The following is a 26,746-nucleotide window of genomic DNA, read 5'->3' as shown; positions in this document are numbered from 1 at the left end:
TTATTCATTGAAATGATTATTGAAACAAAGGTTTGAATGTAGCAACCAGTTCAGAAAAGATATTTTCTAATTCTGGTTCAAGGTTTATTTTTGCCCATTTGTTTAGCTTATCAATTGCTTCTTTTGGACTGAACATATCTTCAAAATCTAGATCCAGTTTTTTGAAAATTTCCTCAAAACGCCCCTTTAACTCTAAATTTTCCCAATCATCATCCCACCCTTGTTCTAAGGTTTGACCTGCTTGTTTTAATCCATCCTCTAACCCTTTTATTCCCTCAGTGGCACCTTGAATGATTTGGGCGATCGCTAATCCTGTATAGCCGGCATTTTCTAAGGCATTCGCAATCTTTTCAACCTTGGTTCCCTCGGCAAAGGTTTTGGCAGAGTCTAAGGTGGCTTCTAAGATATCTCCAAATCCCTTAACCCAATCCTTTTCTTTCAGCGCTGCGATACCTGAACTGATTTTATTCGGGGCGGATGACAAAACTTTTAAAGTTTTATCCAGGTATGTATTTACCCATTCAGGAGGAGAAAAAATGCGGTCAATAAAATCTAAGACAATCGATTTTTTATCGTTAGATTTTTTATTCTTATCTTCAGAATTTTTCCAGGTTACAGCAATTTCAGCGATTCCTGTAAGCCAAGCTTTTAAACTACCGTCTTTGATGAATTGGTTATAGACGGTACTCGCATTGTTGTTGAGTGTACCTAACAAGCTAAACATCTTCGACAAAAATGTTTCCTCTTCTTTATCATCACAGTTACAGTCAGTTGTAGTTAAACTATGACCCAGTTTAAAAATTTCTCCAATAATGTCATTGATTCCTTTGAAAGTATCTCCATTCTTAATTTTTCTGATAGCGTTGAGGATGGCAGTAGGAGTAGACTCTAGGCTTTTAACAACTTTGAAGATGAGATCGCCACCGGGTAGATTTTTTAGACTATTACTTAAACCCGTAGTCCCTAAACCCTTAGTCGCTGCGCCAGCTAGCCCACCGAGAATCTGTAAGATGCCCATAATTTCATCCCCAGACATGATGGATTTGGCACCGTTATAGGCTCCACTCGCTAATTTACTTAACGCATCAATGCCTTTTTTGATATTGTCTAATGTTGACTTGGCAATCCCTGTACCCAAAACACAAACACAGTTACCAGCTTTTTGGATGATGTCTCCTAAATAACTACTAACAAAGTTAGCTGCTGCTGTGACGCTATTGTAAATAGCCCCTAACCAATCTCCATTGATAGCCGACCAAATTGCCCCAACTATACTATTGACTAGATTGAGAGCAAGAGCGACTAAGGGAGCAAAAGGTTTCACAATCCAACTGATCACCTTCAAGACGGTTTTGGCGATATTGATAATCTTAGCCCAAAAGGCTTTCTTGCGAGCTTCGCGTTGCTTCTTGCGATAATCTAGGATTTGCTTTAACACGTCTTTAGCGGCTTTGGCTAACTCTTTAGAAATCTCGAAAGCTTGCTTGGCATAGGCAACTTTGGTTAGAGATTCTATGGCTAAAGGGGTGATAATTTCTCGCTCTTCTTTGAGCAATTTGGCTTGATTAACGTTGGCTAAAAACTCCTGGCTGGCTTGTTGCAAATCTTGATCAGCTTTGTGTAATAGTTCTGCGTCTTCTTGTTCCTCTTGGGCAATCCGCTTAATCTCGGCTTGGTACTGATTACTTTGTAGCATCAAGGCACTGACAGCCGAGAGGAGATTGTCTTTGCTAACTTCTTTAACTTTCCCTTGCAATGCTAAATGAATATCTCCCTTGGCTTCCGCTAAAAGGGCTTTTACCTCATCGGGTAACTCCGGAGTTTGGCGTTCTAACTCCTGAAAACTTGCTAGTAAACTCGCCAATTGCGTCGCGACTTCTGCCGGATTTTCTGTTGGTTCCAGGGTGGTTAATCCTAACTCTCCCCGTACCTGATTCAGGGAACGTCTTAAGTCATCTTCCGCTTGTAATTGTTGCAGTTGCTCAATCTTAGCCGTTGTCTCTAAACGCTGACGGGCTAACTCTAAAGCGTCGCGTTCCATCCGTTGCTGTACGGCGGCTTCAATGTCGGCTTGATGAGTGGTGGCGAGTTGTTGTTCGAGCTGTGCCTGGGCTAAATTCAGTTGTTCTAACGTGACTAATTGGGTAAAGGTTTGTTCAGTTTGGAGACGGATGCGGGTGATGCCATCTAATCGGGCTTGGGCAATGGCTACGTCTTGTTCCTTTTGTTCCCTTTCTGCTTGAGTTTGGGCAATTTTATCGTTGAATTCCTGCAATACCTGGGCGGCGGTTTCTTGTTCACCTTGGAGTACCTTGATTTGATGTTGGGCGGTTTCTTTTGCCTGTTTAAAGGCGTTGGCTTGTGCCTGGGCGCGACGTTGTAATTCCCGATTTGCCAGCATTTCCTGATAGTATTGATTGGCGAGAATCTTGTCGGAGGCACGCCCTGCACCACCCGCACAACCGCCTCTGTCGCTGGCTAAGTCGTTATAATCTCGATAGTAAAGTTCGGCAGCGGTGGCAATATCGTTATATTGGGCAACCTCTAACAACTGTTTAGCTTCCTGGGAACCAGCGGCGGTGGCTTCCTGTAACCGTTGGATAATTTGCAGTTCTAGGGTATTGACTTCGTGCTGTTTTTGTGCTGCTTGTACGGTGTAATTGGCATTGAGTTGAGTGGCGGTGACTAATTCCTTCAACTGTTGCTGATGTGCCTGGGCTGCTTGTAAATGGGCGTCATTTTGGGTGAGTAAGTCGGTTTGTAACTGTTGCAGGGGGGCAGTAAGTGCCTGACTGGCGGCTTCGGCTTGTTCGGCTAACCGTTGCGCTTCGGCGAGGGCAGCGCGGCTATCTTGTAATTGCTGTTGCAGGGTACTATAGTCAGCATCCGGGTCTTGGATGTAGGCATCTAAAAGGTTTTGTTCGGCGAGAATTACCTCATTTTGGGCGGTTAAGAGGGTGCGTTTCTGAGTCAGGGCGGTTTGTTGGGCGGTGAGAAGGGTAACTTTATTGGTGAGTAACTGTAAGGATTTCTCCAGTTGGGCATCTTTGCTGTAGAGTTCATCTAATCCTTCTACGGTTACCCCTTGTTGGGCTAATTCGCGGATTTGAGAGGTGATGACATCTCGTTGCTGTTGCAGGTTCTGTTGTAGAGACGCGCCATGGCGCGTCTCTACATCTAGCGCCACCATCTGACGTTCTACCCATTTCTCCGATTCCGCCATCTGCTGCTGGAGTTCTAGGGAATTTTGATTCAGTTCCCCACGGCGTTGTAAGATATCTGCGATCGCGTTTTGGTAGTCTTGGGAATCTGTATCATAGTTATCCCATTGGGCGCGAACTTTAGCATTTTGAGTATCCGCCTCTATTTGCGCCGCTTCTAACTGCTGTTGAATTGTTGGTAGTAGGTTCTCTAAATGGGTAAGTTGTGCCGCTGTTTGGGGAATCGATTCTCGCGCCGCCTCTAATTCTGCCTCAAAATTCCGGGCGGCTTTAATCGAAGGTTCGGCTAAATTGGCGGCGTCATTTGCTGCTATCCATTGTGCGACTAAGGGTGCTAATCGTTCCTTTTCCTTGCGCCATTTATCGGCTTCAGTCAGATGGGATGTGCCTTGTTGACGCAGTTGGGGTGCAGTTTGATGATGATAAGTATTCCAGAGAATCCAATCCTGGTCAACATGGGTAATGGTTTCCCAATGTCCTTTTTTGCCTGAACGCCCCTTCACCCAACGTTGTTCGGTCCAAGTGGGACCATTTTTACGACTCTTTGCCCAATGATAAGCTGCCCGTTGTTCATACCAATCGGCTTGGGATAAAGCCGCATAACCTTGGGCTTCATATTCAGCTTGTTTGGCTTGGGCAAGATTAAACAGGGCTTGATTCGGGTTGCGCCCTTCGATGGCGTCGGCGTTGAGAAGTATTTCGGGTTGGGTGGTATTAATTAGGGTTGATATCTGTTGATGGGGATGACTTCCTGCCAATGTGGCGACTTTTAATAGGTCAATTGCTGTACCATTATCAGGATGGGCTTGGATAAATTGACTCGGTAGGGCTTTAGTCGCATTTTCCGCTTCCGTTAGAATCTGTTTTTCTAGGGTATTGGCTTGTTGGCTTACATTAGCAGCTTGTTGGCTTAAGGTTTCATATTGGTTTTGTGCCACATTTGCCTGCTGCTTTAACCCATTTGCCCGTTGGATTAAGGAATTATATTGTTCTCGATACTTGGTAAATAGCCGTTTCCATACAGAAATATTCTGGGCTTGCTTCTCTAAATTTTTGGCTTGCTGACTTAACGCTTGATATCGGTTATTAGCGGCTTGGGCTTGTTGGTTTAAACTGGTGACTTGTTGGCGTAAGGATTGAACTTGGATGAGTTTTTGGGTTTTGGTAGCTTCAATGGCGGCTAATTGTGCCTGATACCCTTGTAATTCTTTGGATTCAACGCCATAGCGGGTGGCAATGGGGGCGATATCTTGCCAGAGTTGGGCATCTTGTTCTAATTGTAGTTTGAGTTGGGCGATCGCGTCTTGGGCAGAGGTGACGCTAGACTCCAGGGAATCTGCCCGATTGCTGATAATACCTAGGGTGGTTATTCCATCCCGTAACTGGGTGACACTTTGGTTATAGTTGCCATTGGGTTCGGCTAAATTCTCGGTTATCTGGGAAATTAAGGTATCAACAGAGTCTGATAACTGCTGTTGACGTTTGCCTAATTCCTGGGTTTGTTGATGCCCCTCTAATAGGGCAGTTGTCCAATCAGATACCCCTTGAGTTAAATCCTGACGAACCTGGTCATTGAGTTGAGCATACCCCAAAACCGTATCTTGTGCGATCGCATCTGCGGCGGCTTGTTCTGAATTAAGTTGCGATGCTAAAGCCTCTAGTCGAGTTTGATGACTCTCTAATTGCTGACGAATCTCTAATTCCTGTTGTTGACGTAGGGGAGTTAGGCTGGTTATCGCCTGATTCAATAATTCTTCCAATTCATCAGCGTTCGTAGTAAGCGCTTCAGCGCTTAAAACCTGGGCATCTAACTCCTCAATCCTTGTCCGTAATTTTTGAATATAATCCTTGACTTGTGGTTCAACTTGTGTAGCAAAGAAATCGACATCTGACTCTGACGCCAAAACACCAAACCCAATTAATTGTTTTAACGCCTCAGATTGTAATTCCGTGGTATGCACCAATTCCGTTCTCAATGTCTCGGCTTGAGTTATCGCATTTTCCAATAATTCAACCTGTTCAGTTTCCTGCACCTGTAACGGAGTCAAGCGTTGGGATACTGTATTAATTTGGTCTTGTAACCGGGTAATCTCTGCCTCGATTTTAGGAATTTCTCCTAATTGCGCCAGTTGAGACATTTGGCGACTAATTTGAGCATTTTCTGCCGTAATTTGTTCCTTGAGTTCGTTGATTCGCGTCAGTGTATCTTGACGCTGTTGCCATGCTTTATTCCGTTGATATGCAATAAACGAAGCTTGTTGTAAATTGGTACGATAGGCGGCGGCTTCACCCGCATTATAGGTGTATGTTTTCCCATTCCAATACCACATTTTTTGTAAATGGGTTTGGGCTTGATTTAAATAGTATGCCTGTTGAGTGGCTAGGGGAGTATCTCGTTCACTTAAACTGGTGAGGAGGAGGTTTTGGTTTTCTAGTTGTAACTTAATGAGTTCTACATTAGCTTGACTGTCGCCAATGGATTCCTGTAAGGTTTGGGCTTCTGTCAGGGTAGTATTAACCTGGCTGAGTTGAGTTTGTAAATTAGCCAATAATTCCCGATCCGATTTTCCGGCTTCACGAATAGCAGATAAGGCAGTTTGGGCAGTGGTTTGGGTAGTAATCGCTTGTTGGAATTCATCCCAATGATCCTGATACTCTTGTTCTAAGATACCCGCCTGGTTGAGTAAGTCGAAGCGATGTTCCAGGCGGGTGATTTCAGCGTTAATTTGGGATAGGTAGTTCTCAGTTAATTCAATCTGGCGGTATTTATCGATGAGTTGGCGTTCGATATCAGCTTGCTGTTGATTCAGATTGGCTAATTCATTGAGTAAGGTTTGCCGTTGCTGCTGTTGAGTTTGACGTTGGCGAGTTAAGTCAGATAAGCGCTGCTGTTGTTGTTGAATTTGGGCTTGTTTAGTCGTTTCGGTTGCCGTAATCTCTTGGAATTGTTGCTGTAGTTGGTTTAATTTCTGGGTTTGACTGGCAAGTTCGGTTTCAATTGCCTGTTTCTGGGTAAGGAAAGGTTGTTTGGCTTGGTTTAGGGTAGCAATCCTTTGGGTTGTGGCAGCTATTTTCGGCTGGAGGGTTGCGGTGAGTTGTCGCGCTTTAACTTGGGCAGTATCTCGTTGTTTAGCAGCGTTATTGGCGGCGGCTTGTGCGGCATTTCGATTAATAACTGCCTGGGGATTAATAACCCTGCCATCCTTATTCCTGCGAATCTGACTATGCCAATAATTTGCTGCATTCTGATGCCGTTTTCGTTGTTGTTCAAACTGAGTAACCGTCGCATTGGCTTGGTTAATTTGATTCTGATACCCTTGTAAAATAGCCTGTTGTTCCTGGATTTGATTATCCTTCGCCTCAATCTTAGTGTTAACATCAGTTAACCGAGATTGAGTAGAGGCGATTTCATCGGCAGCCACTGAAGTGGCTACTACAAACTGGGCTTGAGTTGCACGAATTTGGGATAACTCATCTGCCAGTATTGTCAGTTGTGCTTGAGTCTGAGTAATCTGATTATTACTAGAAAGAATTGCCTGTTCGTTTGCCCCAATCTCTTCTTCCTTTCCGGGAATCCGTTTATCTACCAAATCTGCCTGAGTTAATCCCAACTCTCGATACGCTTCCTGAAGCCTTAACAACGACTCTTCTGTTTTCTCCGCTTCCGCCTTAGCCGTCGTTAGACGCTGACTTAAATGATCAAACCCGGATAAGAAATGACTCCCACTCCCCTCAATAGACTCCAGAAACGTCACCATCGTCTGTGGATTAAACACCCCATCCATCGCCAAGGGTGCTAACTCCTGAATTAACCCCGAAATCGCCAACCGTTCCGGCGAATCCGCCACCGCCAATGCCAACTGTTCTTGCTGTATAGTTACCCAAGCCAATCGCTGATTTAATCTCTCTAAATAATTCTGCCACTCAGATAACTGCTGACTCAAACTCTCACTCGGCGTTTGACTCAACTGACTCCTTAACTCCTGAATCATTAACTGTACATCAACTCTCTCATCCTCCAGTCGTTGCTTCTGAGTACGAATCGCCGTTAACCGTTCACGATAGGGTAACAAAAATCCCGATAACTCCAACAAATTTTGCCGTTCATCTTGCGCCGTAGCTGCGGCTTGCTGACTGGTTTGCCATTGTGACTGAGTATCCTGTAACCGCTGTTCAGTTTTATCTGTTAATTCTTGCTGAATCGGTAACTGTTCCTGCAATAACTGATTCAATTCTGTTTCAGTTTGCTGAATCTGTAACTGCAAGGTATCCAACTTCTGCTGCTGTACGGGTTCATGGAGTGTCAGTAAATCAGTCTGCCCTTGCCGTCGTAATTCAGATGCGGCAATTTCATACTCAATTCCCTGTTTCAAAACATCCCAATCCCGCCGCCGTTCTTGTAATTGACGAATTTGTTCATTCAACCCATCTAACTGCTGTTGTGCCTGGGCGGTTAACTGTTGATATGCCTGTTTTTCCTGGGCGGCTTGATTGGCTAATTGCTGGGCTTGTTTACGCGGGAGAATATGTTCGGGATAATGAACCCAACCATAGACCTTTTTCGTTTTACCCGAACGCTTACGTTTTGTACCAATCACCTCCCAGCGATTAATCTGAGAATTATGCCAATCGACTAACTGTTGATTTTCCAGACGCCGAGATTCAGCTATGGCAGTCAGTTGAGCATACTGGTGAACAACTTTCTCCTGTTCAGCCGCTTGTTGCTGTAAAAATTGGATAATTGTCGTCACATCACCTAGGGTTACTCCATCAAAACTGAGACTATCTTTCCTCGCCGCTAAAAACTCACCATAGTCAGTTAAATTATCCTGTTGGATCTGGGCGGCTTGACTTAACTGCATTAAAATAGTGGAATTATTGTCTGCCACATCTCCTTGCCATTTGGCTTGAGTCTGCTGTTTAAGTAACTGTTGATTAGTTCCCCAGCCCCAGACTTGCTTCGTTCGCCCACTGCGATCGCGTTCTGTCTTCACTACCTGCCAGCGTCGGGGATTAATACTAGCGGCAATTGCTTGATATCGCTGGGCTTCAGCCTCCTGTATCGCCGCCTGCGCCTGGAAACTTTGAGCGGTTTGGGCTTCTTGGTTTGCCGCCTCTTGCCAAGGTTGAGGATTAGTTTCTAGGTGATCATCGACATCGGCAAAGGGATTAAGCAATTTCGTTTTTGCCTTAGCTAAATCCGCCTCAGCCTTAGCAATTTCCTGGCGAATAGAAGCCAATAGTTCCTGAGTATCTGTCTCTAATGCCGCCTTTTGCGTTCCCAATTCTGTTAACCGAGTCTCCAATTCCTGCCGTTGAGTTAACAGGGAATTGAGACAAGACTGTTCAATTTGATAATGACTCGTCGCCAATGTCAGCGCTTCTACCCATTGTTGGGCTTGACTTCGGCTAATTTCAGCAGCGGTATTCACCTGCTGATACTGCTCAAACGCCGTATGAATTTTCGCTTTAACCTCAGCCTCTAACTCAGTTAAACTCAAACTCGGATTGCCTAAATCCGCCAAAACCTGCCACTGATTTAACAGCGTTTTCTGCACATCAGCCAAAGACTGAATCGCCGTTTCAGTTGTTTCTGAAGTGGGGCGAGTCAGGGTAAAAACTCGTCCCTTGCCAGAGAAAGAAGTCAGGGGCAAATCAGATAAATTTGGTAAATACATCTCCGGTTCGGTTAAAAACGCCCGACTCATCGCCTCCTTAACATCTACCGCCCCAAACCCAGTTTTTTCATCCCATCCCGGCGTATTCAAATCCACCGCCGTTTCCAAGAGTAACTCTTTTACTTGTGCATAATTTAACCCTGGATTTGCCGCCCAAACCAAAGACGCCGCCGCCGTAACATAAGCCGTCGATTTCGACGTACCGACAAAAGCAGTCGGATCATCCTGCCATTGCCCCCCCGGTGCCATTAAATTCAGCCCATCACCATAGCCAGAGTAATCCGTTTTCGATTCAAACTGATTCACCGCCCCCACAGTAATAATATTATCAAACTGCTCACTCGCCGCCCCCAATGCAGAGAGTTGTCCCCCCGTATTTCCCGCCGACACCACCAATAAAACATTATGATCCTGGGCATAGCGAATCGCCTCCTGTTCAGGTATCGTCAACTCATACCGAGTCGTCTCACCTATATCATCCAATTGAGATAAATCCAGACTCAGATTTAACACCCCCTGACTCCGCCCCGAAGCCTTAATTTGATCCACAAATTGCACCACTTGACTATGCCAGTTTCCATTACTAACCGATAAGGTTTGATAATCCGCCACCGGGTTAACCGTAGCAAACGTATCAATCACCCGATTAATATGATGTCCCTGAGTAAAATCAATAAATCCCACCGGCGGTTGCGGCGTATTTTCCGGTAACAAATCAATCGCATCCTGAGCATTTGTCAGAAACAAATCCATCGCCCCTTGATCCGGTTGACGCAACGCCTCACCCAGAGATACAGGTAATCCCATATCCCTCGCCAACTCTGGACTTTCTAACACCGGGCGTAAGTGAGTCGTATCCGCCGTTATCCCAATTTTGGCTAAAGATTCCGGTTGGAAAATTAAGTTAAGAATACTCGGATTTTCCTCAACCAGGGTTTCCAGTTGTAAAATGACACTATCATCCTCTAGACTATCCAACCCTGCGATTAAATCACCCGAATGCGCCGCCAGAATTCCATTTAATTCCGTCAGGGAATCATTCAAAACCTGAGTCGATTCCGGCGTCAACTGACTTGTAGTTACCGTAAACTGATGAGTCAAAGAATCCCCCGCTGAATTCAGCGCCCGAATTGCCAGCGAACCCGACCAATTCTCTTGTCCTGCGGTAAGATAAAGTGTAGAATTATCGAGTGCGATCGCGAGTGCCTCACCATTCCCCTCCACAATCTCAAACTGCAAGCCAGACGCCCCAGTATCGGCAAACACCGTCGCCAAATCAATCGTCGCGGTAGGCTGTTCTGGTGTTAACGTAATATCGTCAATTTGATCAATAAGTTCTATCGTACCCGGATCAGGAATTTCCGGGAGTAAACTAGCTTGATAGTCAGACTCAGCCTGAGTTAAAATAGCCTGACCTAACTCTGTTGTGCGCCAATCCAAATCCGGATTAATAACGGTATCTAAATCAACCGCCCTTCCCGTCGCCCCAGTAACTTGAAAAACTAAATCATTATAATCCTTATCCGTCCATTCATCAACCCGCAAATCCTCCATGACAAAAGTATGTCCATCCCCCGTCACATCCGCAATTTGCCCGACATGAAACCCATCCTCTGGATTCGCCGTCGCCAAAGAAAATAGAGGACGAATAGCACCCTCACTATCCGGATTATCCCATACCTGTTCTACCGTACCATTGGGAACCAACATCAAGCCAAACTCATCTCCAGGGCGCATCTTAAATGTCTTCGCCCCCAGATATTCCCCAAAATTAGTATCCGCTTCCCCCAACTCACCAGAAAACGCCGCCCCTTCCACCGGATCACGAATCACAACATACCCCAACTCCGAATCACTCAACGCCCGACTCGCCGCTTCCCGAATAAACGCCGTTGAACCCGGTACAAACTCCTCCATTCCCTCCAGACTAAAGACAGCCAAATCCCCTTGATATCCGCCACCATCAAACAAGAAATCAACTGTAACCTCCCCCCTTTCTCCCACCGTAAACACACCCGATTCAAAAGGAGAAACCCCTCCCGCCATACCATCTAACGTATCAAAATCCGGTTCGCGATCGCCAACTTCCTGATCAACGACAGATTCAGGCAAATCCGTAAACTCTAGCGCCGTAGAATCAGCCCCAAATTGTCCAGATTCCCCCTCAAACAAATCAATCGGTAAATCCTCCAACCCATCCGTATCCAAAAAATCATCCGTACCATCCATCAACCCACTGCGGGTCAAAATCGGTTCTAAAATAAACGTTTTTTCAGACTCTTTATTTGATAATTTCCGAGACATAATAAAACTCCTTCCAATAATTATTAATTATCCGAAACCATTCCGGAGGCAACTTTAGTTAAATCTGGTCGAACTTACAAACAATAATCCTCCCACCTCAAACCCCCTCTGCGAACCTCTGCGCTTACCTCTGCGCCCTCTGCGTTAAAAAAAGCCAATTACCAAAACATAAAACACATCCATCAACATTAGGGGGCAGGTTTAGTAGCATCTAGGTAAAATCAGAAACGATAGTCGTAAAACCCGCCCCTACACACCCAACCAATACCCCCTAACACACGCCATACTTACAAACCTGAAAAACCTTAACCAACTCCCGCCAAACCTTCTCATAAAGCAGCAACCTTTCCGACTCAATTTCCGCATAAACCTTCGCCCCCGGAACCAACTTATAATCCGGATTCTCAATCACCGCCCGAACCTGCAATAACTGCCGTTGTCCAGACACATCTGGCTGCATCACCAAATCCCGTTTCATAATCCGAGTCTGATACGCCGAAAAACCCGGTTCCAGTGGATGAAACGTCACCGCCGCCCCCTCTTGCACAACATCTGAATCCGCTTGATTTACCTCAATAATTGCTACCAATTTACCCAAATCAGCAATCTCCAAAATGGGTTCCCCAGGCTGCATCTTTTTCCCCAATAGTTTCTGGAAATCTTGACTAATCACAAATCCAGATACCTTAGCCTGAATCACTTGATGTGTCTCTTGTTTTTGTTGCTGGCGATTCAATTCAGTTTGCAGCGTATTCAGTAACGGAACTTGACTCGCCACACTCACCTCTGCTGCCTCCAACGCTAGGGCGGCGGTTTGGCGTTCAGTTACCAGGGTTTTTAACTGATCTTCTCCCTGTTTTAAATCATCTTGCTTTTGCTTGACAATAATGTCGATCTCCGCTTGTTTTGCCGCAATTTGTCGTTGATACTCCTGAACCTCACTCTCCTTAAACCCGATATTCGCTTTCAGGCTTTCGGCTTTCATTTGTAAGTCATTCACTTGGGTTTTGGCAATGACACCTGCTTCAACAAGAGATTGATACGTGTTGATTTTTTCTTCTAAAATAGTGAGATTGGTTTTATCGCCATTAATTTGATGGTGTAATCCGTTAATTGTACTTTGAAGGGCTAAGATTTGTTGGGATAAGCGGTTAATTTCAGGGGCGGTGTTTCCGGTAATTTTGGCAAGTTCTTGGCGTTGTTGTTGAAGTTGCCGACGTAAACTGGCTTCTTTAGTCTGGGCTTCGTGGAGTTGAGATTTAAGGGGAGTGAGTTGGATAGAAGCAGATTTAAAACTAGACTGGGTTTCGGCTAATTTTGCTTGGGTGTTGGCAATATCTCGGCTTAAGTCATCTGTGGAAATCATGGCGATGGGTTGTCCAGAGTTGATGGGTTGATTGGGTTGAACAAAGAGTTCGGTGATAGTGCCAGATATTTCGGCATAAATGATTTGATGGGAGTTGGGTAGAGGTTCGAGTTGGGCTTCGGCTTGAACGGTGTTAGAGATGGGAATTTGGCTGATTAAACCGAGGGTGATGCCGATACCACTGAGGAAAAGAAAGCGTTTGTAGGGAATTTTTTGATGGGGGTGGGTTTTATGACTTTTAAACGCCCTTTGTTTGGGTGTGTTTAGGGTAGGTTGAGAGTTGGAGGTTGGGGGGACGAGTTTTAGGGGTTGGGGTGTCATGGTTAATAGTTTTTTAACGCAGAGGTACGCAGAGGGAAGCGCAGAGGGGCGCAGAGGGTTTTGGGGTGTGGGGGCGAGTCGCTGGATTAGTTTAAAGGGGTAGCTGATTGGTGATGTTGACTCGCATTCTGACGATTAAGGTGGGGTGGAGATTGGGGGAAGTAGAAATAGATTGCCCACAGGAGTAAAATAATTAGGGCGGTGGTGGGAATGTAGGTGATTATCCAGTCGGTTAGTTTGAAGAGAAGAAAGCCGAAGACAAACCAGAGATAGGCGATACTAAATGGGGCGTAGATGGCAAGAATTAGGGTATCTTTGGGTGTTTCGCCGCTGGGTTTTCCCTGAATTAAATTATGATAGAGGGCGAGGGAACGACGGCGAAGGTTATTAATTCCGGTGAGGGCAACGGCGAGGTGATATCCATCAAATTTTGCCAGGGGATTGAGGTTAAGGACGATGGTGAATAAAGCAGCAATTAATAATAGGTAACTGGTGGTGTGTAGCCAACTGCTGGAAACTGAAGTATTCCAGAGGAATAAGGCAAGGGCAGCGATGATTAATTGGGTGAGAATACCAGCGGCAACGACGAGAATTCTTTGGGGACGAGGTAGACAATAGGAGTCGCTAGTATTGGTATAGGCGGCTGGCATGAAGCCCATTAAAAGGATGCCGATTTCGGGAACAATACCGCCATAATGTTTAAGGGTGAAGGCATGACCAAGTTCGTGTAAGGAAACAACTAGTAATGACAGGAGAATAAAGGGTAGAATTAAGGCAGAACTATGGTAAGTCCAAAGCTGTTGTCCGTGATAGAGGATTTCGGCTTTTTGAGAGAGTCCGATTGCCGTAGCTAGAGTGAGGAAAATAGCGAGACAAATAGCCACAGATTTTGTCCAAATCCAGTGTATTAGCTGAATATGGCGAGTTAGCCAAGCATCTGGATTAAATAGGGGAATTTGAAAAAAGAGTAGGTGTAAGGGGGTGAGTTTGCCTCGTTGGGGTTTGGCGGGAGTGGTGCCTTCTAACATCCCAGTTACGGTAAGCAAATGTAGTAGTTTTCTGAGTCGGTTGGCGGGAATACTACCGGGTGGGAGGTGCGGGAGTTGAGAGAGAATCCTGTAGTCGCGATCGCTTACTTGGAGAAAGGTGATATCCTGACTATTGCGGAGTATCCAGTACCCATCCTGATGGCGAATCCACTCCACGCCGGATTTGAGTTGGGGTAACGCTGAAGTATGAGCTTTTTTCCCAGAACCTTCGACTTTGGGTTCTATCGGGTTCGCCGTTGGTGAAAATTGACAACTTGATTCGAGAATGCCGAAATTAATTAATTTTTGGATAAGATTGGCAACTAAATTCGGTTCGATGTTGGTAAATTCAGCGTTACATTGAGTTTGAATTTGCTTGAGCGTAAACTGTCCCGTGAAGAATTGCAAGGCATACCCTTCAGCTAAGGAGAAGCTAAATCGGGCATAATGGTGAGCGGAATATAGCATAACCTGCTGAGAGTCTTTTAAGTGATAAAGTATCCAGTAAGGTCGAATATCTGGACAAATCCAGTGATTATAATTCGCCTCAACAGGATAGTTTTTGGGAGGAGTAACCATGGGATAGAAGGGTAATTGATTCTCTTGCTCCCCTCTCCTCTGGTGGGAGAGGGGCTGGGGGTGAGGGGCTTTCGGTGAGGGGGTTTTGGCTTAAGTTGACACCAATGCACATCGGTGCGCCCCTACGAATTGACCAAAATGGGATGATCTCGTTGATGTATTCGCGATTCTTGCTGGACACGACCTACCATAACGGCATACTGTAATGTTATGAAGGCATTAAAATCAGCCAATTCATACTTTTTCCTCAATAGCTGTCGTAATTGGGCTTCGGCTTCAACCGTTAAATACCCAGTTGTCAAAGCCTCTTGGACGAGTTCACGAATCAGTACCATAGTTGCACCTGGGGGTAATCCAAAACATTCCCTTGTCCCTGGTTGATGTCTGTTGTAAACGAATCCTAAACAATCAACCATGAACCAAGTTGAATAATGTCCTCTAATAGTTACTCGTCTCCAGCAACCCACTTTTCGCACTTCCACCCCCAAAAATTTTTTTGCCCAATACTGCGAAAACACCCTCAAATCAGCCGTGTAACTAAATAGGAGGATATCTCCAGTGTCATAACAGTCTGGTTTATGCATCCCGATGACACCCAAACACCAAATTCTCAACCCCATGAAACCGACAGGAGTCAAACCCATCCGGTTTCAGATCATCTCAATCAAACCCTGCGTCAGCTTCTCGCCGCCGCTTGCAAGCATCCCCTGAAAAGTTGGCAACGTCGGGATACCCTTGATGAGGTTTATCGATTGGTGATGACATCTGGCAAACTCTGGAAAGACTCTACGCCTGAGTATAGTGACGCCCTGCAACAGATGTGGGAATACTGCTGTCACCATCCCCAAGACTATGACTCAACCGTAAAGGAGGTGATCACCTGGTTAAATGATGAACTAAAAAAGCGACTCAAACGATTACGAGATCAGAAATACAGACAGCGACGGCGACGGATATCTCCCTCCCAAACTACTGAGGAACCAACCCTAGACTTTTGGCAGAATTGTCCCGCCAACCCTGATATTGAACCGGTTCTGGATATGTGGCAGGAAACCTTAAACTGGGTGCGTCATGATCCCGAGGGCGTATTACGCAATACCTGCTTTCGCAGACGTAGCGAGATTAACGCTCAAACCTTATTCCTGCAACGATTTCCCGCTGAAACCCCTTGGTCGGCGATCGCGGCTCACTTTAATTTAACACCAGCAGAGGCAAAAGATTTACCCAAATTCTATAACCGTCGCTGTAAACCCCTACTTCGAGAATTCGGTGTTTCCCAAGGGTATATCGAAGCAGATTAGTCATTTGTCATTGGTCAATTGTCAATTGTCATTTGTTATAACTGCCCCACCCCTGTTCCCTATTTCAAATCAGAGCAATCGAACATGATTGGCAACCCTCAACCCCGAACTAATTTATCCATTCCCTTACCGATTACCCGACAGGCGCGACTGTGGGCAAAGCAGTTTGCCAGTCAGCAACCAACATCCGACAAAGCCGAGCAAGTTTACTTCAATACATTAGCCGTTTGTTTGGTAAATAACTATTTGCGAATTCTGGATATTCCCACCGATTTAAGTGCAGGGGATAGCTGGAATCCAACGGTACGTTTATTTTTTGATGTGGCTGATTTAGTAGTAACAAATATCGGGCAGTTGGAATGTCGTCCCTGGATTGAGTCACATCCTCAGTCGGAACTGCACCATCCGGGTATCGATACCCAGAAACGTGACGAACCCGTCTGTTATATTCCCCCAGAAGCCCAGGAAAATCGGATTGGCTATGTGGTGGTGCAAATTGATGACGCCCAAGATTTAGGACTGTTGTTAGGATTTCAGGAAACGTTAGAAAGTGAAGCCTTAGCCATTCCCCAGTTGCGATCGCCGAAAGCATTCCTCAAATATCTCCATCAACTCCAGTATCCAGAACCTGTCCATTTAAGTCAATGGCTGAATCATCTCATTGAAGCCGGATGGCAGACTGTAGACACCCTGTTTAAACCACCCCCAACTCAACTCGCCTTTAACTTTAGAACCGCCTCTGGACTTCAATTGAATCAACCCGAATCCTCTACCTCTGAGGTAAAACGGGGCAAAATTATGGAGTTAAAACAAGTCGATGAGTCGGTAGTATTGTGCGTGGGATTAACTCCCATCACCGCTGACAAAATCAGGATTTGTGTCGAAGTCTATCCTACCGATAATCACCTCTATCTTCCCCAAGAACTCCAGGTAATCCTCTTAGACGAAGCCGGAAAACCCGTCATTCAAACCGAAGCCAGAAGCACCAAACATATCCAATGGCGTTTCAAAGCAGATTCCGGCGATAACTTTAGTATCCAAGTAGCCTTAGGTGACGCCAGCCTGACAGAATTCTTTTTAGTTTAACCTGTAGGGGCGGGTAATGGGACTCAATTTGGCTATTCAAATGAACAACTTGCACCCACCCTACCTCACTAATCTCTCAGTGTCATCAGTGTGACTAACCTCTCACCCCCCTACCCCAATCTGAACAATAAATCTGTGAAATCAGTGTTTTAACCAATGACCAAATTAGTCATTTTTAGACCAATTGGCGATTTAGCTAAACAAGGATATTCGGTGCATCTAATCATTCAGGATATCCAGGATACGGATGGCTATGCATCTCTTCCCTTACTAGATATCACCGGTTCCTTACCCCCAAATCCCGACTTAGCCTCTCACCTCAACCACCATTGGCAACAAACCTATCGTCCTTTAGGATTACCTTCCCGGACATTAGAACTAGAAACCGTCACCGTTAACTATGAAGGGTCAATAAAACAACAGATTCAGGACTGTCTTACCTCTGCCAACGAATTACGCGATCGCATCCGCCAATGGTTCGATTCTCCTGAATTTTATCACCTCAATCTCCAATTACGGGAACACCTCGCCCCCCACGACACGATTCAATTCCTCCTCCGCAGCGAAGACAGCCAACTCCTGCAACTTCCCTGGCAAACCTGGGATTTTTTTGACCATTATCCCCAAGCTGAATTTGCTCACATTCCCCTCAACTCTCAGCCCCCCCATTCTCCCAATTCATCTCACCCCAAATCGGGGGTAAAAATCCTAGCTATTTTAGGACATAGCCAAGGGATAGACATTGAAGGCGATCGCCAATTACTGGAAACCTTACCCCACGCCCAAACCACATTTTTAGTTGAAGCCACTCACCAGGATATCAATGACCAACTTTGGGAACAAGCCTGGGATATTATCTTTTTTGCCGGACATAGTGAAACCATCGCCCAAAGCGGTAGAATTTATATTAACCCCACCGATTACCTGACCCTGAACCAACTCTGGTTCGCCCTAAAAAAAGCCGTTCAACGTGGATTAAAACTCGCCATCTTCAACTCCTGTGACGGTTTAGGATTAACCCAGCATCTTGATGACTTACAAATTCCCCAAATGATAGTCATGCGAGAATTAGTTCCCGATAGAGTTGCCCAAGCCTTTCTCAAATACTTTCTCACCGCCTTTGCCCAAGGTCAACCCTTCCATCTCGCCGTTCGAGAAGCCAGGGAACGATTACAGGGGATGGAGAGTGAATTTCCCTGTGCCAGTTGGCTTCCCCTCCTATGTCAGAACCTAGTCAGCGAATCCCTCACCTGGGATAACTTAGCCGGAATTTCCCCCCCCAGCCAAAATCCCTTTCTTTTCCCCAACTTACAACTCCCCAGATTAAGTGATTGGTCGAAAATTATCGTGATTTCCGGCATTATTTGCCTAATTAGCGCTATCGGTTTTAGCCCATACATTGCCAAAATTGTCAACGGTTTCGGATTAAAAAATTATAAGCAAGGAAAACTAGCCAACGCCGAATTTTACTACCACCTTGCCACCCTCATTGACCACAATTATGCCAGTCCCCATTACAATTTAGGGCACTTTTGGGATAAAAAAAATGATTTCAATCGTGCCTTTACCCACTATCAAAACGCCGCCGAACGGGGACTCCCCGAAGGCTATGCCCAAGTCGCCCGCCTCGCCATTCTCAACAATAACCACCCGGCAGCATTATCCGCCATTCATCACTGTTTAGAACTGACTCCTTACGACGCCGTAAAAGCCGCTTGTTTAAAAAATCGGGGTTGGATACTCTTTAAAGAAGAAAATTTCATCGCCGCCGAAAAAAACCTGCGTCAGGCAATTCAACTCGAACCCAACAGTCCCCATTCCCACTGTCTCCTCGCCCAAATCTTAGATAAAACCAAAAGAACTCAAGCCGCCCAAACCGCCTGGGAAAACACCCTCAACTACTCCCAACATCGCATCCCCGAACAACATGAATGTATCAGTTGGGCAAATCAACGTTTAAATCGGTGAGGATTATCAAAACACAGATTTCACGGATTTATTGTTCAGATTCGGATAGGAGGATGAAATGTTAATCACACGGATTTCACGGATTTATTGTTCAGATTGGGGTAGGAGAATGAAATGTTAATCACAGAGATTTAACGGACATATTATGTAACAGTTAAAAGACTATATACAGAACATAATAGAGTTAAATTTATTTTCACCAACCGACTCAAAAACAGGGAAAAATCTACCATGAAACTCCACCATCTCCCCCATCTCCCAGACGTAGCATGCTACGTCTCTACACAGCTTCCCCATCTCCCAGTCATCCCCCTCCTCGCCACAGTCAGCCTCAGCTTACAACTATTGAAAATACCCATAGCCAGCGCCACATCTGGTTCCCTAGCCAACGGACAAATCCTGCAAACCCTGGGTAAAGTCACCCTCAAACGCGCCACCGGTAGTCTCATCCAGCCCACACCCGGTACTCCCCTATATCCGGGAGACGAACTCCAAACCGCCCAAGGCGGGGAAATCATCATTCAATGTAGCAACCTCACCCTTTGGTCCCTAAAAAATAATCAAAACCGCCTGAACACCTGTCCCCCCCAAAGCCAAGACAACCAAGACGCCAAATGCACTCAAGATATCACCGAATGTCCAGAACGCGGTGATGAACTAGCCCGAAACGACCCCAGCCTACCCTACATTATCAGTCCCCGCCGCACCCAAATCCTCAGCGACCAACCCCTCCTCCGCTGGAACCCCGTCTCCGGCGCCACTGAATACACCGTCAAGGTTTCCGGTGGCGGAAACCAATGGCAAACCCAAACCAGCGACACCGCCATCCCCTACAGTGGCGACTTCCCCCTCAAACCCGACATTTATTACACCCTAAAAATCGAAGCCGACACCGGTTCCCTCTCCATAGACGAAAACACTTCTCAACTCGGATTCACACCCCTCAACTCCCATCAGCGCCAACAGCTGCAAACCGCTATCAACCAACTCAACTCCTGGAACCTAAACCCCGAAGCCAAAGCCCTATCCTTAGCTTACTTATACAATCAACACAACCTCAAAGCCAAAGCCATCCAAACCCTAGAAAACCTCATCCAACAAACCACTCCAACTCCAGCCACCCATCGCCAACTCGGAACCCTCTATCAACAAATTGGACTCACCAACCTAGCCGAAACCCATTACCAACAAGCCCTAAAACTCGCCACCCCCGACAACATCGAAGAACAAGCCCTCGCCACCCTGAAACTCGCCCACCTCTACACCGCCCTCCACGAAACCGAAAAAGCCATAACCCATCTAAACCAAGCCCTATCCCACTACCAAACCCTAAACAACAGCCAACAAATCAATCAACTCAATCATCAACTAGAAACCCTAACTAATCAATAATCATTCATCATTCATCATTTGTCATTTGTCATTCATCATTCATCCTCTCACCATTAACCCCTCTGTGTCCTCTATATTCCCCCCCCTAAACCCTCATCTCTCACCCCTAAACCCCTCTGCGTACCTCTGCGTAAACCTCTGCGTACCTCTGCGTTAAAAAAACACACCATCAACACACCAAAAAACAATGAACAAAACACAAATCCCCCCCCTCCTCCTAACCTTTTTCGCCATCAACCTAAACCACCCAACCCTACAAGCCCAACCCATTATCCCCGAACCAAACAGCACCAATACAACCGTCACCCAAAACAGCAACACCTTCAACATCCAAGGCGGCACCTATTCCAATAATCGCGCCAACCTCTTCCACAGCTTTCAACAATTTGGACTCTCCGAAAATCAAATCGCCAACTTCATATCCGATTCCCAAATTCGCAATATCCTAGGGCGAGTCGTTGGCGAAGATCCCTCCATGATTAACGGCATCCTACAAATAACCGGCGGCAATTCCAACTTATACTTAATCAACCCCGCCGGAATCATATTGGGTGCCAACGCCAGTTTAAACCTCCCCGCCGACTTCACCGCCACCACCGCCACAGGAATTGGTTTTGATAACGGATGGTTTAATGCCTTTGGCACCAACAACTATCAGAACTTAATCGGCAATCCCAATACCTTTGCCTTTGACATATCACAACCCGGAAGCATTATCAACGCCGCCGATTTAACCCTAGAACCAGGTAGCGATTTAACCTTACTCGGTGGCACAATTATCAGCACTGGAAAATTAACAACACCAGCAGGAAACCTGGTGATTGCGGCTGTCCCTGGAAAAAACCTCATCAGAATTAGTCAACCCAACCAATTATTAAGTTTAGAAATCGAACCCCCACGGGATGAACAAGGCGTAGTGCTACCCTTTACACCCCTAGACTTATCAACCTTGCTGACGGGAAATAACCCAGTAGAGACAGGCTTAACCGTTAATTCAGAAGGTAACGTCCAGTTAATCAGTTCTAACTTTCCCATATCTGAAAAATTAGTGCAATTAATCGGTTCGAGTGTACCCATAGAACCCGGTGATGTCGTAAGTTTTGGTCATCTTGACACTATTGACAAGTCTTTCAACAATAGTCATGGTGGTTCTGTATATATTACGACTGCGGGTAATATTATTACAGATAAAGTCAATTTTTCCACTTCCGGTCTCTTACCAATATATGGCGGTGATATCACCTTCATCGCAGGTGACAACATCATCACAAGTAACCTCTACGCTAGAGCTCAAAAAGATGGGGGCGATATCACCTTAAGAGCAGGTGGTAACATTACACCCAATACAGTCGATGCCCAAAGTGAAAATGGGAATGGAGGATCAGCCCGCTTAACCGCAGGTGGCAATATTACAACTCGTCAAATTTGGACTGGTGGTGATTTTAATGGAGGAGAAGTCAGCTTAACAGCAGGTGGTGATATTATTCAATTAATTGACGATTATCCGGATGATCGAGATGGATATATTTACTCTCGCTCCATTGATCGAGGTAATGGGGGAGCTGTCAGCTTAAGAGCTGGTGGCAAAATTGACATCCTAGGCACAATAGATTCTCACGCCATTATTGGCGATGGGGGCTCAATTTTCCTAGAAGCCGGAGAAGACATAAACCTGGGAACCCTGATTTCTTCCACAACGTTTGGTGACGCGGGAGACATTACCCTAAAAACAGGAGGCAATATCACAATTTCTGGTGGCGCTTTGTTTAAATTTCTATCCGGATCATGTGGTTCTGGAGGTATTTTAGCCATCGACTGTAATACCAATGCCTCCATTACAGTAACTCCCACTCCAATGTCCACGACGACTTATCCTGAACTTAAAGCATTATTCTCATCAATTACCGGAAAAATCACCATTATTGGTTCAGAGATAAGCACAGAAGTTACGCCACCCAATACATCCAATAATCCCCAAACTCCTGCCGTCGAAACTCCAGATAATCCTGCACCAAACCCACCCACTAAAAAAATTTCCATTAGTGACAATACCGCCGTCATATCTAACACCACTCAAGGAAACGGAGGACAATTCACAGCGAATGCAAACAACGGAGATATCACAACAGATTCGGTCGATACCAGAGTGGGACTACAAGGAAACGGCGGCGACATCGACTTAAACGGCAATCAGATTACCACCGACAACCTCAACACCGCTGTCGAAATTACTGGAAATGGCGGAAACGTCACCGGAAACGCCACCGAAAACCTGACCACAAACAACATCAATACCAACAGTAATAACGGAAATGGTGGCAATATTACCCTCAACAGCCAAGACAACATTACCACCCAAAACCTAAACGCCTCCACCAACATAGGCAATGCTGGAAATGTCAGCATTACCGCCATAAATGCCATTACCACTGGCTTCATTAATGCCGAATCACGAAAAGGTCAAGATGGAATCATCGAACTTGATGCCAATCAAATCAATACCGGTTCCCTCTTTTCCGACTACATCTTCGTCCGCCAATCCCTTGAGCAAGCACAACTTGAAGACGCCATCTTCAACATTGAACAACTCCGCAAAAACGAATTTGAACAGCACTTCGGCAAAAACTTCACCTTCACCACCCTCACCGCCGCCAATATCCGAGAACGCTTAAGCCAAATCCAACAACAAACCGGACACAAACCCGCCGTCATTTATGTCTTAATCCCCCCAACCCTTGACCAACTCGACTTAATATTACTCACCCCCAATAGTCAACCCATCTACAAAAGCCTCGACATACCCCACAGCGAACTCGAAAAAGTCGCCAAAGAATTTCGCTATGAAATCCGAGACATCCAAAACAGCCAAACCGACAGCTACAAACCCCTCGCCCAACAACTCTATAAATGGCTAATTCAACCCCTAGAATCTGAACTCAAACGCCAACAAATCCAAACCCTACTCTTCTCCCTCGACGCCGAACTCCGGCTAATTCCCCTCGCCGCCCTCCATGACGGCAACCAATTTCTAATCGAAAACTATAGCATCGCCAGCATTCCCAGCATCAGCCTCACCGATACCCCAAACCGCACCTTAAAAGACAGCCTCGTCCTCGCCATGGGTGCCTCCGAATTTCCCCAAACCCATCTCAAACCCTTACCCAGCGTCCCAATCGAACTATCCCTAATCACCGAACAACTTTGGCAAGGAACCGCCTTCCTCAACGAACAATTTCGACTCGAAAATCTCCGCTATCAACGCCAACACAACCGATTTGACATCGTTCACCTCGCCACCCATGCATCCTTTCCCACATCTAGCACCAAAAACCCCTACATTCAATTCTGGAACCACCAAGTCAGCCTAGACGAACTCCGCCAAGCCGAATGGTATGCCCCACCCACCGTACAACTCCTCGTCCTCAGCGCCTGTGAAACCGCCGTCGGCAATAAAGACAACGAAATGGGATTTGCCGGACTAACCGTCAGCGCCGGAGTCCAATCCGCCCTTGCCAGTCTATGGCGCGTCAACGACGTTGGCACCCTCACCTTCATGAGCGAATTCTACCACCAACTCAGTCAAGACCCAATCACCGTCAAAGCCGAAGCCCTCAGACAAGCCCAACTCGCCATATTACAAGGAAACATCCACCTCGCATCCACCAAACTCACCCCCCCATCCCTATCCGAAAACACAAAAAACCCAACCCTCTCCCACCCATATTACTGGGCAGGCTTCACCCTAATCGGCAGCCCCTAAACCTCCATCCCCCAACCACAAACCCCTCTGTGTCCTCTATATTCCCCAGAAACCCTTATCTTCTCACCCTCAACCCCTCTGCGTACCTCTGCGTAAACCTCTGCGTACCTCTGCGTTTAAAATCAAACTTCTGCAATAAACAACAAACCCTAAAATAAAGGAATCCAACCATGAAAACCCTACCCAAAATCATCACATCAGCCACCCTTACCACAACCGCCATCCTAAATCTATCCACCCCCACCCCTGCCACAACCCTCAACTTTGACATAGAATTCACCACATCCCATCAAAACATCTGGGATAGCGGAGAAGCCTTTACCCTAACCGACAATCGCTCCCTCGAACTTGACTGGAACGAATCCGTCAACAAAGGATACAAAATTCCCAACCCATTTGGCAGTGATCCCCGTGTCGGATTCGACGCCAGCACTCGTGGCAATATCGAATTACAAAGCACCCTAACCCTAAACAGTGGCGCCGTCGATGCCTTCATTCCCGTAGACTTATTCTTTCTCCTCCCCGACGCACCCCTAAAACCCGGTCAAACCTTCAACCTGCAATCCGGATTCTCCTTTAACCCAGATGCCACATTCACCACAACCAGTCCCCACGCTGCCTATAACCTAGACGTAATTTTCGACCTAGCCGCCGCCCTCAACGTTGATCCCGGCAGCATCCTAGATTTTAGCTTCAACAAAAGCGGCAGCCAAAATCTGATCCGTTTTGACACCAACGATTTGACCCTAGATATCAATGGTTCCTTTGGTAATATTGATGCCCATTTCCCCAATGTCAGTACCACCGGAACAGTATCCGATACCAACCAACTCACCGCCACCGGAGATGATCAATTTGTTGATGGTGCCCTAGATTTAGACTTGCTTGCCACTCAATTACTCGGTTTACCGCCCCTAGAAAACAGTAAATCCATTGGTTTAGGTGTAGACTTCAACTACAACCTTTTAGATGCCGAAGCCGCCGTCGCTTTATCCGTATTGCAGCAGTTTTCTTTAACCGGAACCTTACCCGCCCTCCTCCTTCTTGAAGATGGCACTTCAGTTCCATTTAACATTGGTGAAGATATCGCTATCACCATACCCAATCAGGTAGGCAATCTTCTAGATATTGATGCGGTGATTGACTTTGATGCTCTCTTCCAAAACACCACCCATTTAGGATTTGATTTTGATCTCGACGTACTGGTGGGCAAATTTGGACTCAATATTCCGTTTCTGGGGAATCAGTCAGTCGGACCCCTTTTTGAAAAAAGCATTGATCTTTTTGACCCCTCGTTTCCGGTTTTCGATGACACCTTCAAACTCGGCGGATTCAATTCCCAACAAGTGAGTTTCCAAGTGGAAGTCGAAACCGTTCCTGAACCCAGCGCCATTCTTGGTTTGCTCGCCTTAAGTGCTTTCGGTGTTGGTTTACGGCTTATATCATGTCCGCCAAAATAACCGTAATATCCTTCTTCCTTGCAACAAAAGCTCCTTCCCTTCTGCTTTCTGCCTGCTGCCTTCTTGTACTAGGTGGGGCAAGTTTTAACATTCCTGGCAGTTTAACCGTCACCACCGCCGACGCCATTGGTTTTGAGAGTGGCTTCTTTCCGGCGACAGGTAATGTTAACTATCAAAATCTGTTGGGTGCGCCGAATACATTTGTTTTTACAGGTGATAATGGCAGTATCGTCAACGCGGCTGAAGTTGAACTGAACCAGGGAAATTTGGCACTCATCGGTAGCAGTGTGATTAATACTGGAACCCTCAGCACTGCTAATGGGACGATTACGATTACGGCTGTACCTGAAAATAGAACCGTCAGGATTAACCAAGCGGGGATGGTGTTGGGTTTAGAAATTAGTCCGGCTGATTTGGAGAGTGGGATTCAGGCGACAGATTTAGCCCGGTTACTCACAGGTTCCAATCTGCAAGACGACACAGGAATCAGTGTTGATGCCAACGATGAACTCAGGTTAACAGATACCAACAGTCCCCTAGATACGGCAGGTAATGTGACGATTGCGGGTCAAGTTGAAGGCAATCAAGTCCATCTGGCGGCGGCGAATCAGGTTAACCCCATCGGTCCCCCGAAACCCTGATTCGCACCGATAACGGGGAATACAGCGCCCCTACTGTTACCCGGTTTGCCGCTAATCCAACGGATGCTAACCACTACATTTTCCTAGATGCGACTGTCCCTAATTACAGTAATTTACTCTTCGGGGGTGAGGCGGGAACGACGACAAACACAGTTAGCGATGATTCGGGGTGAAGTGCGAATTGAAAAGGGTCAACTAATTACGCCGAATTTTACCATTCCTTTACCCCCTCAGTTGGCTGAATTACCAGATAAAGAACTCACTCATCCGTATTATTGGAGTGCATTTACGTTAGTCGGAAGTCCTTGGTAAAACAGGCAATGGCTACAGTAAAGACGTTGCCTAAAACGTCTAGAAAAAACCGCTATGATAGCGGACTCAAGTGCTAATGTTACACCCGACTGTAGGGGTGCAAGGCTTGCATTGGTGTCAACTTAAGGTAGAAAACTAATACAGGGCGAGCATTTCACCCTCATCCCCTAACCCCTTCTCCCATCAAGGGAGAAGGGGAATTGGAATATAACACCTTTCTTGCTCCCCTCTCCCCGGCGTGCTATGCATTACCCACATCTTTCTTAAACATTGTGCGATCGCGTCACGATCTGGCGGGACTGAGCGCAATTGTGTAGTCCAAGTCAGTA

General features: G+C 46.1%; 12 protein-coding genes. 8 read left to right on the top strand and 4 right to left on the bottom strand.

All coding sequences use genetic code 11. From position 1 onward, the window contains the following. Nucleotides 1-16 precede the first annotated feature (16 nt). The 4 genes from RH949_RS08385 to RH949_RS08370 form a co-directional block, all read right to left on the bottom strand. Nucleotides 17-11,203 carry a DUF4114 domain-containing protein gene (locus tag RH949_RS08385; RefSeq protein WP_446352539.1) on the bottom strand — a complete coding sequence of 3,729 codons (11,187 nt, stop codon included), beginning with the start codon at nt 11,201-11,203 and terminating at the stop codon, nt 17-19. Between the two features lie 271 nt (nt 11,204-11,474). Then, nucleotides 11,475-12,890, bottom strand: coding sequence for an HlyD family secretion protein (locus RH949_RS08380; RefSeq protein ID WP_446352538.1), 1,416 nt, complete (start codon nt 12,888-12,890; stop codon nt 11,475-11,477). A gap of 86 nt (nt 12,891-12,976) precedes the next feature. Further along, nucleotides 12,977-14,497, bottom strand: coding sequence for a hypothetical protein (locus RH949_RS08375; RefSeq protein ID WP_446352537.1), 1,521 nt, complete (start codon nt 14,495-14,497; stop codon nt 12,977-12,979). Between the two features lie 122 nt (nt 14,498-14,619). Further along, the gene (locus RH949_RS08370) at nt 14,620-14,832 is read right to left on the bottom strand and encodes a hypothetical protein (RefSeq protein WP_446352568.1); all 213 of its coding nucleotides are present in this window, start codon (nt 14,830-14,832) and stop codon (nt 14,620-14,622) included. A gap of 243 nt (nt 14,833-15,075) precedes the next feature. On the opposite strand from RH949_RS08370, the gene RH949_RS08365 reads away from it, so the two are divergent. From RH949_RS08365 to RH949_RS08330, 8 genes are all read left to right on the top strand, one after another. Then, nucleotides 15,076-15,798 carry a sigma-70 family RNA polymerase sigma factor gene (locus RH949_RS08365; RefSeq protein WP_446352536.1) on the top strand — a complete coding sequence of 241 codons (723 nt, stop codon included), beginning with the start codon at nt 15,076-15,078 and terminating at the stop codon, nt 15,796-15,798. Nucleotides 15,799-15,882: 84 nt separating this feature from the next. Then, a complete protein-coding gene (locus RH949_RS08360) occupies nt 15,883-16,884 on the top strand; it encodes a DUF1822 family protein (RefSeq protein ID WP_446352535.1) in 1,002 nt (333 codons plus the stop codon). Between the two features lie 156 nt (nt 16,885-17,040). Beyond that, nucleotides 17,041-18,852, top strand: a complete 1,812-nt coding sequence (locus RH949_RS08355) for a CHAT domain-containing tetratricopeptide repeat protein (protein WP_446352534.1) — start codon at nt 17,041-17,043, stop codon at nt 18,850-18,852. A 231-nt stretch (nt 18,853-19,083) separates the two neighbouring features. Continuing rightward, nucleotides 19,084-20,244: a tetratricopeptide repeat protein gene (locus tag RH949_RS08350; RefSeq protein ID WP_446352533.1), complete on the top strand. Its 1,161-nt coding sequence runs from the start codon at nt 19,084-19,086 to the stop codon at nt 20,242-20,244. Between the two features lie 187 nt (nt 20,245-20,431). Then, entirely contained in the window at nt 20,432-24,004 is a 3,573-nt protein-coding gene (locus RH949_RS08345) for a CHAT domain-containing protein (RefSeq protein ID WP_446352532.1), read from the top strand. A 170-nt stretch (nt 24,005-24,174) separates the two neighbouring features. Then, a complete protein-coding gene (locus RH949_RS08340; protein WP_446352531.1) occupies nt 24,175-25,464 on the top strand; it encodes a hypothetical protein in 1,290 nt (429 codons plus the stop codon). Further along, nucleotides 25,449-26,105, top strand: coding sequence for a hypothetical protein (locus RH949_RS08335; protein ID WP_446352530.1), 657 nt, complete (start codon nt 25,449-25,451; stop codon nt 26,103-26,105). Before RH949_RS08340 ends, RH949_RS08335 begins: the two co-directional genes overlap by 16 nt. Nucleotides 26,106-26,192: 87 nt before the next feature. Continuing rightward, on the top strand, nt 26,193-26,417 hold the full coding sequence (locus RH949_RS08330) for a hypothetical protein (protein WP_446352529.1): 225 nt from the start codon (nt 26,193-26,195) through the stop codon (nt 26,415-26,417). Nucleotides 26,418-26,746 lie beyond the last annotated feature (329 nt).

Source organism: Coleofasciculus sp. A1-SPW-01 (genome assembly GCF_040217205.1).
Taxonomy (GTDB): domain Bacteria; phylum Cyanobacteriota; class Cyanobacteriia; order Cyanobacteriales; family Coleofasciculaceae; genus Coleofasciculus; species Coleofasciculus chthonoplastes_A.
Note: the sequence above shows the minus strand (reverse complement) of the source record. Positions and strands in the feature narration are given on the sequence as shown.

Coding starts and splice junctions, on each gene's coding strand:
- RH949_RS08385 (WP_446352539.1), bottom strand. CDS start 11,203: ATGTCTCGGAAATTATCAAATAAAGAGTCTGAAAAAACGTTTATTTTA.
- RH949_RS08380 (WP_446352538.1), bottom strand. CDS start 12,890: ATGACACCCCAACCCCTAAAACTCGTCCCCCCAACCTCCAACTCTCAA.
- RH949_RS08375 (WP_446352537.1), bottom strand. CDS start 14,497: ATGGTTACTCCTCCCAAAAACTATCCTGTTGAGGCGAATTATAATCAC.
- RH949_RS08370 (WP_446352568.1), bottom strand. CDS start 14,832: ATGGTACTGATTCGTGAACTCGTCCAAGAGGCTTTGACAACTGGGTAT.
- RH949_RS08365 (WP_446352536.1), top strand. CDS start 15,076: ATGCATCCCGATGACACCCAAACACCAAATTCTCAACCCCATGAAACC.
- RH949_RS08360 (WP_446352535.1), top strand. CDS start 15,883: ATGATTGGCAACCCTCAACCCCGAACTAATTTATCCATTCCCTTACCG.
- RH949_RS08355 (WP_446352534.1), top strand. CDS start 17,041: ATGACCAAATTAGTCATTTTTAGACCAATTGGCGATTTAGCTAAACAA.
- RH949_RS08350 (WP_446352533.1), top strand. CDS start 19,084: ATGAAACTCCACCATCTCCCCCATCTCCCAGACGTAGCATGCTACGTC.
- RH949_RS08345 (WP_446352532.1), top strand. CDS start 20,432: ATGAACAAAACACAAATCCCCCCCCTCCTCCTAACCTTTTTCGCCATC.
- RH949_RS08340 (WP_446352531.1), top strand. CDS start 24,175: ATGAAAACCCTACCCAAAATCATCACATCAGCCACCCTTACCACAACC.
- RH949_RS08335 (WP_446352530.1), top strand. CDS start 25,449: ATGTCCGCCAAAATAACCGTAATATCCTTCTTCCTTGCAACAAAAGCT.
- RH949_RS08330 (WP_446352529.1), top strand. CDS start 26,193: ATGCGACTGTCCCTAATTACAGTAATTTACTCTTCGGGGGTGAGGCGG.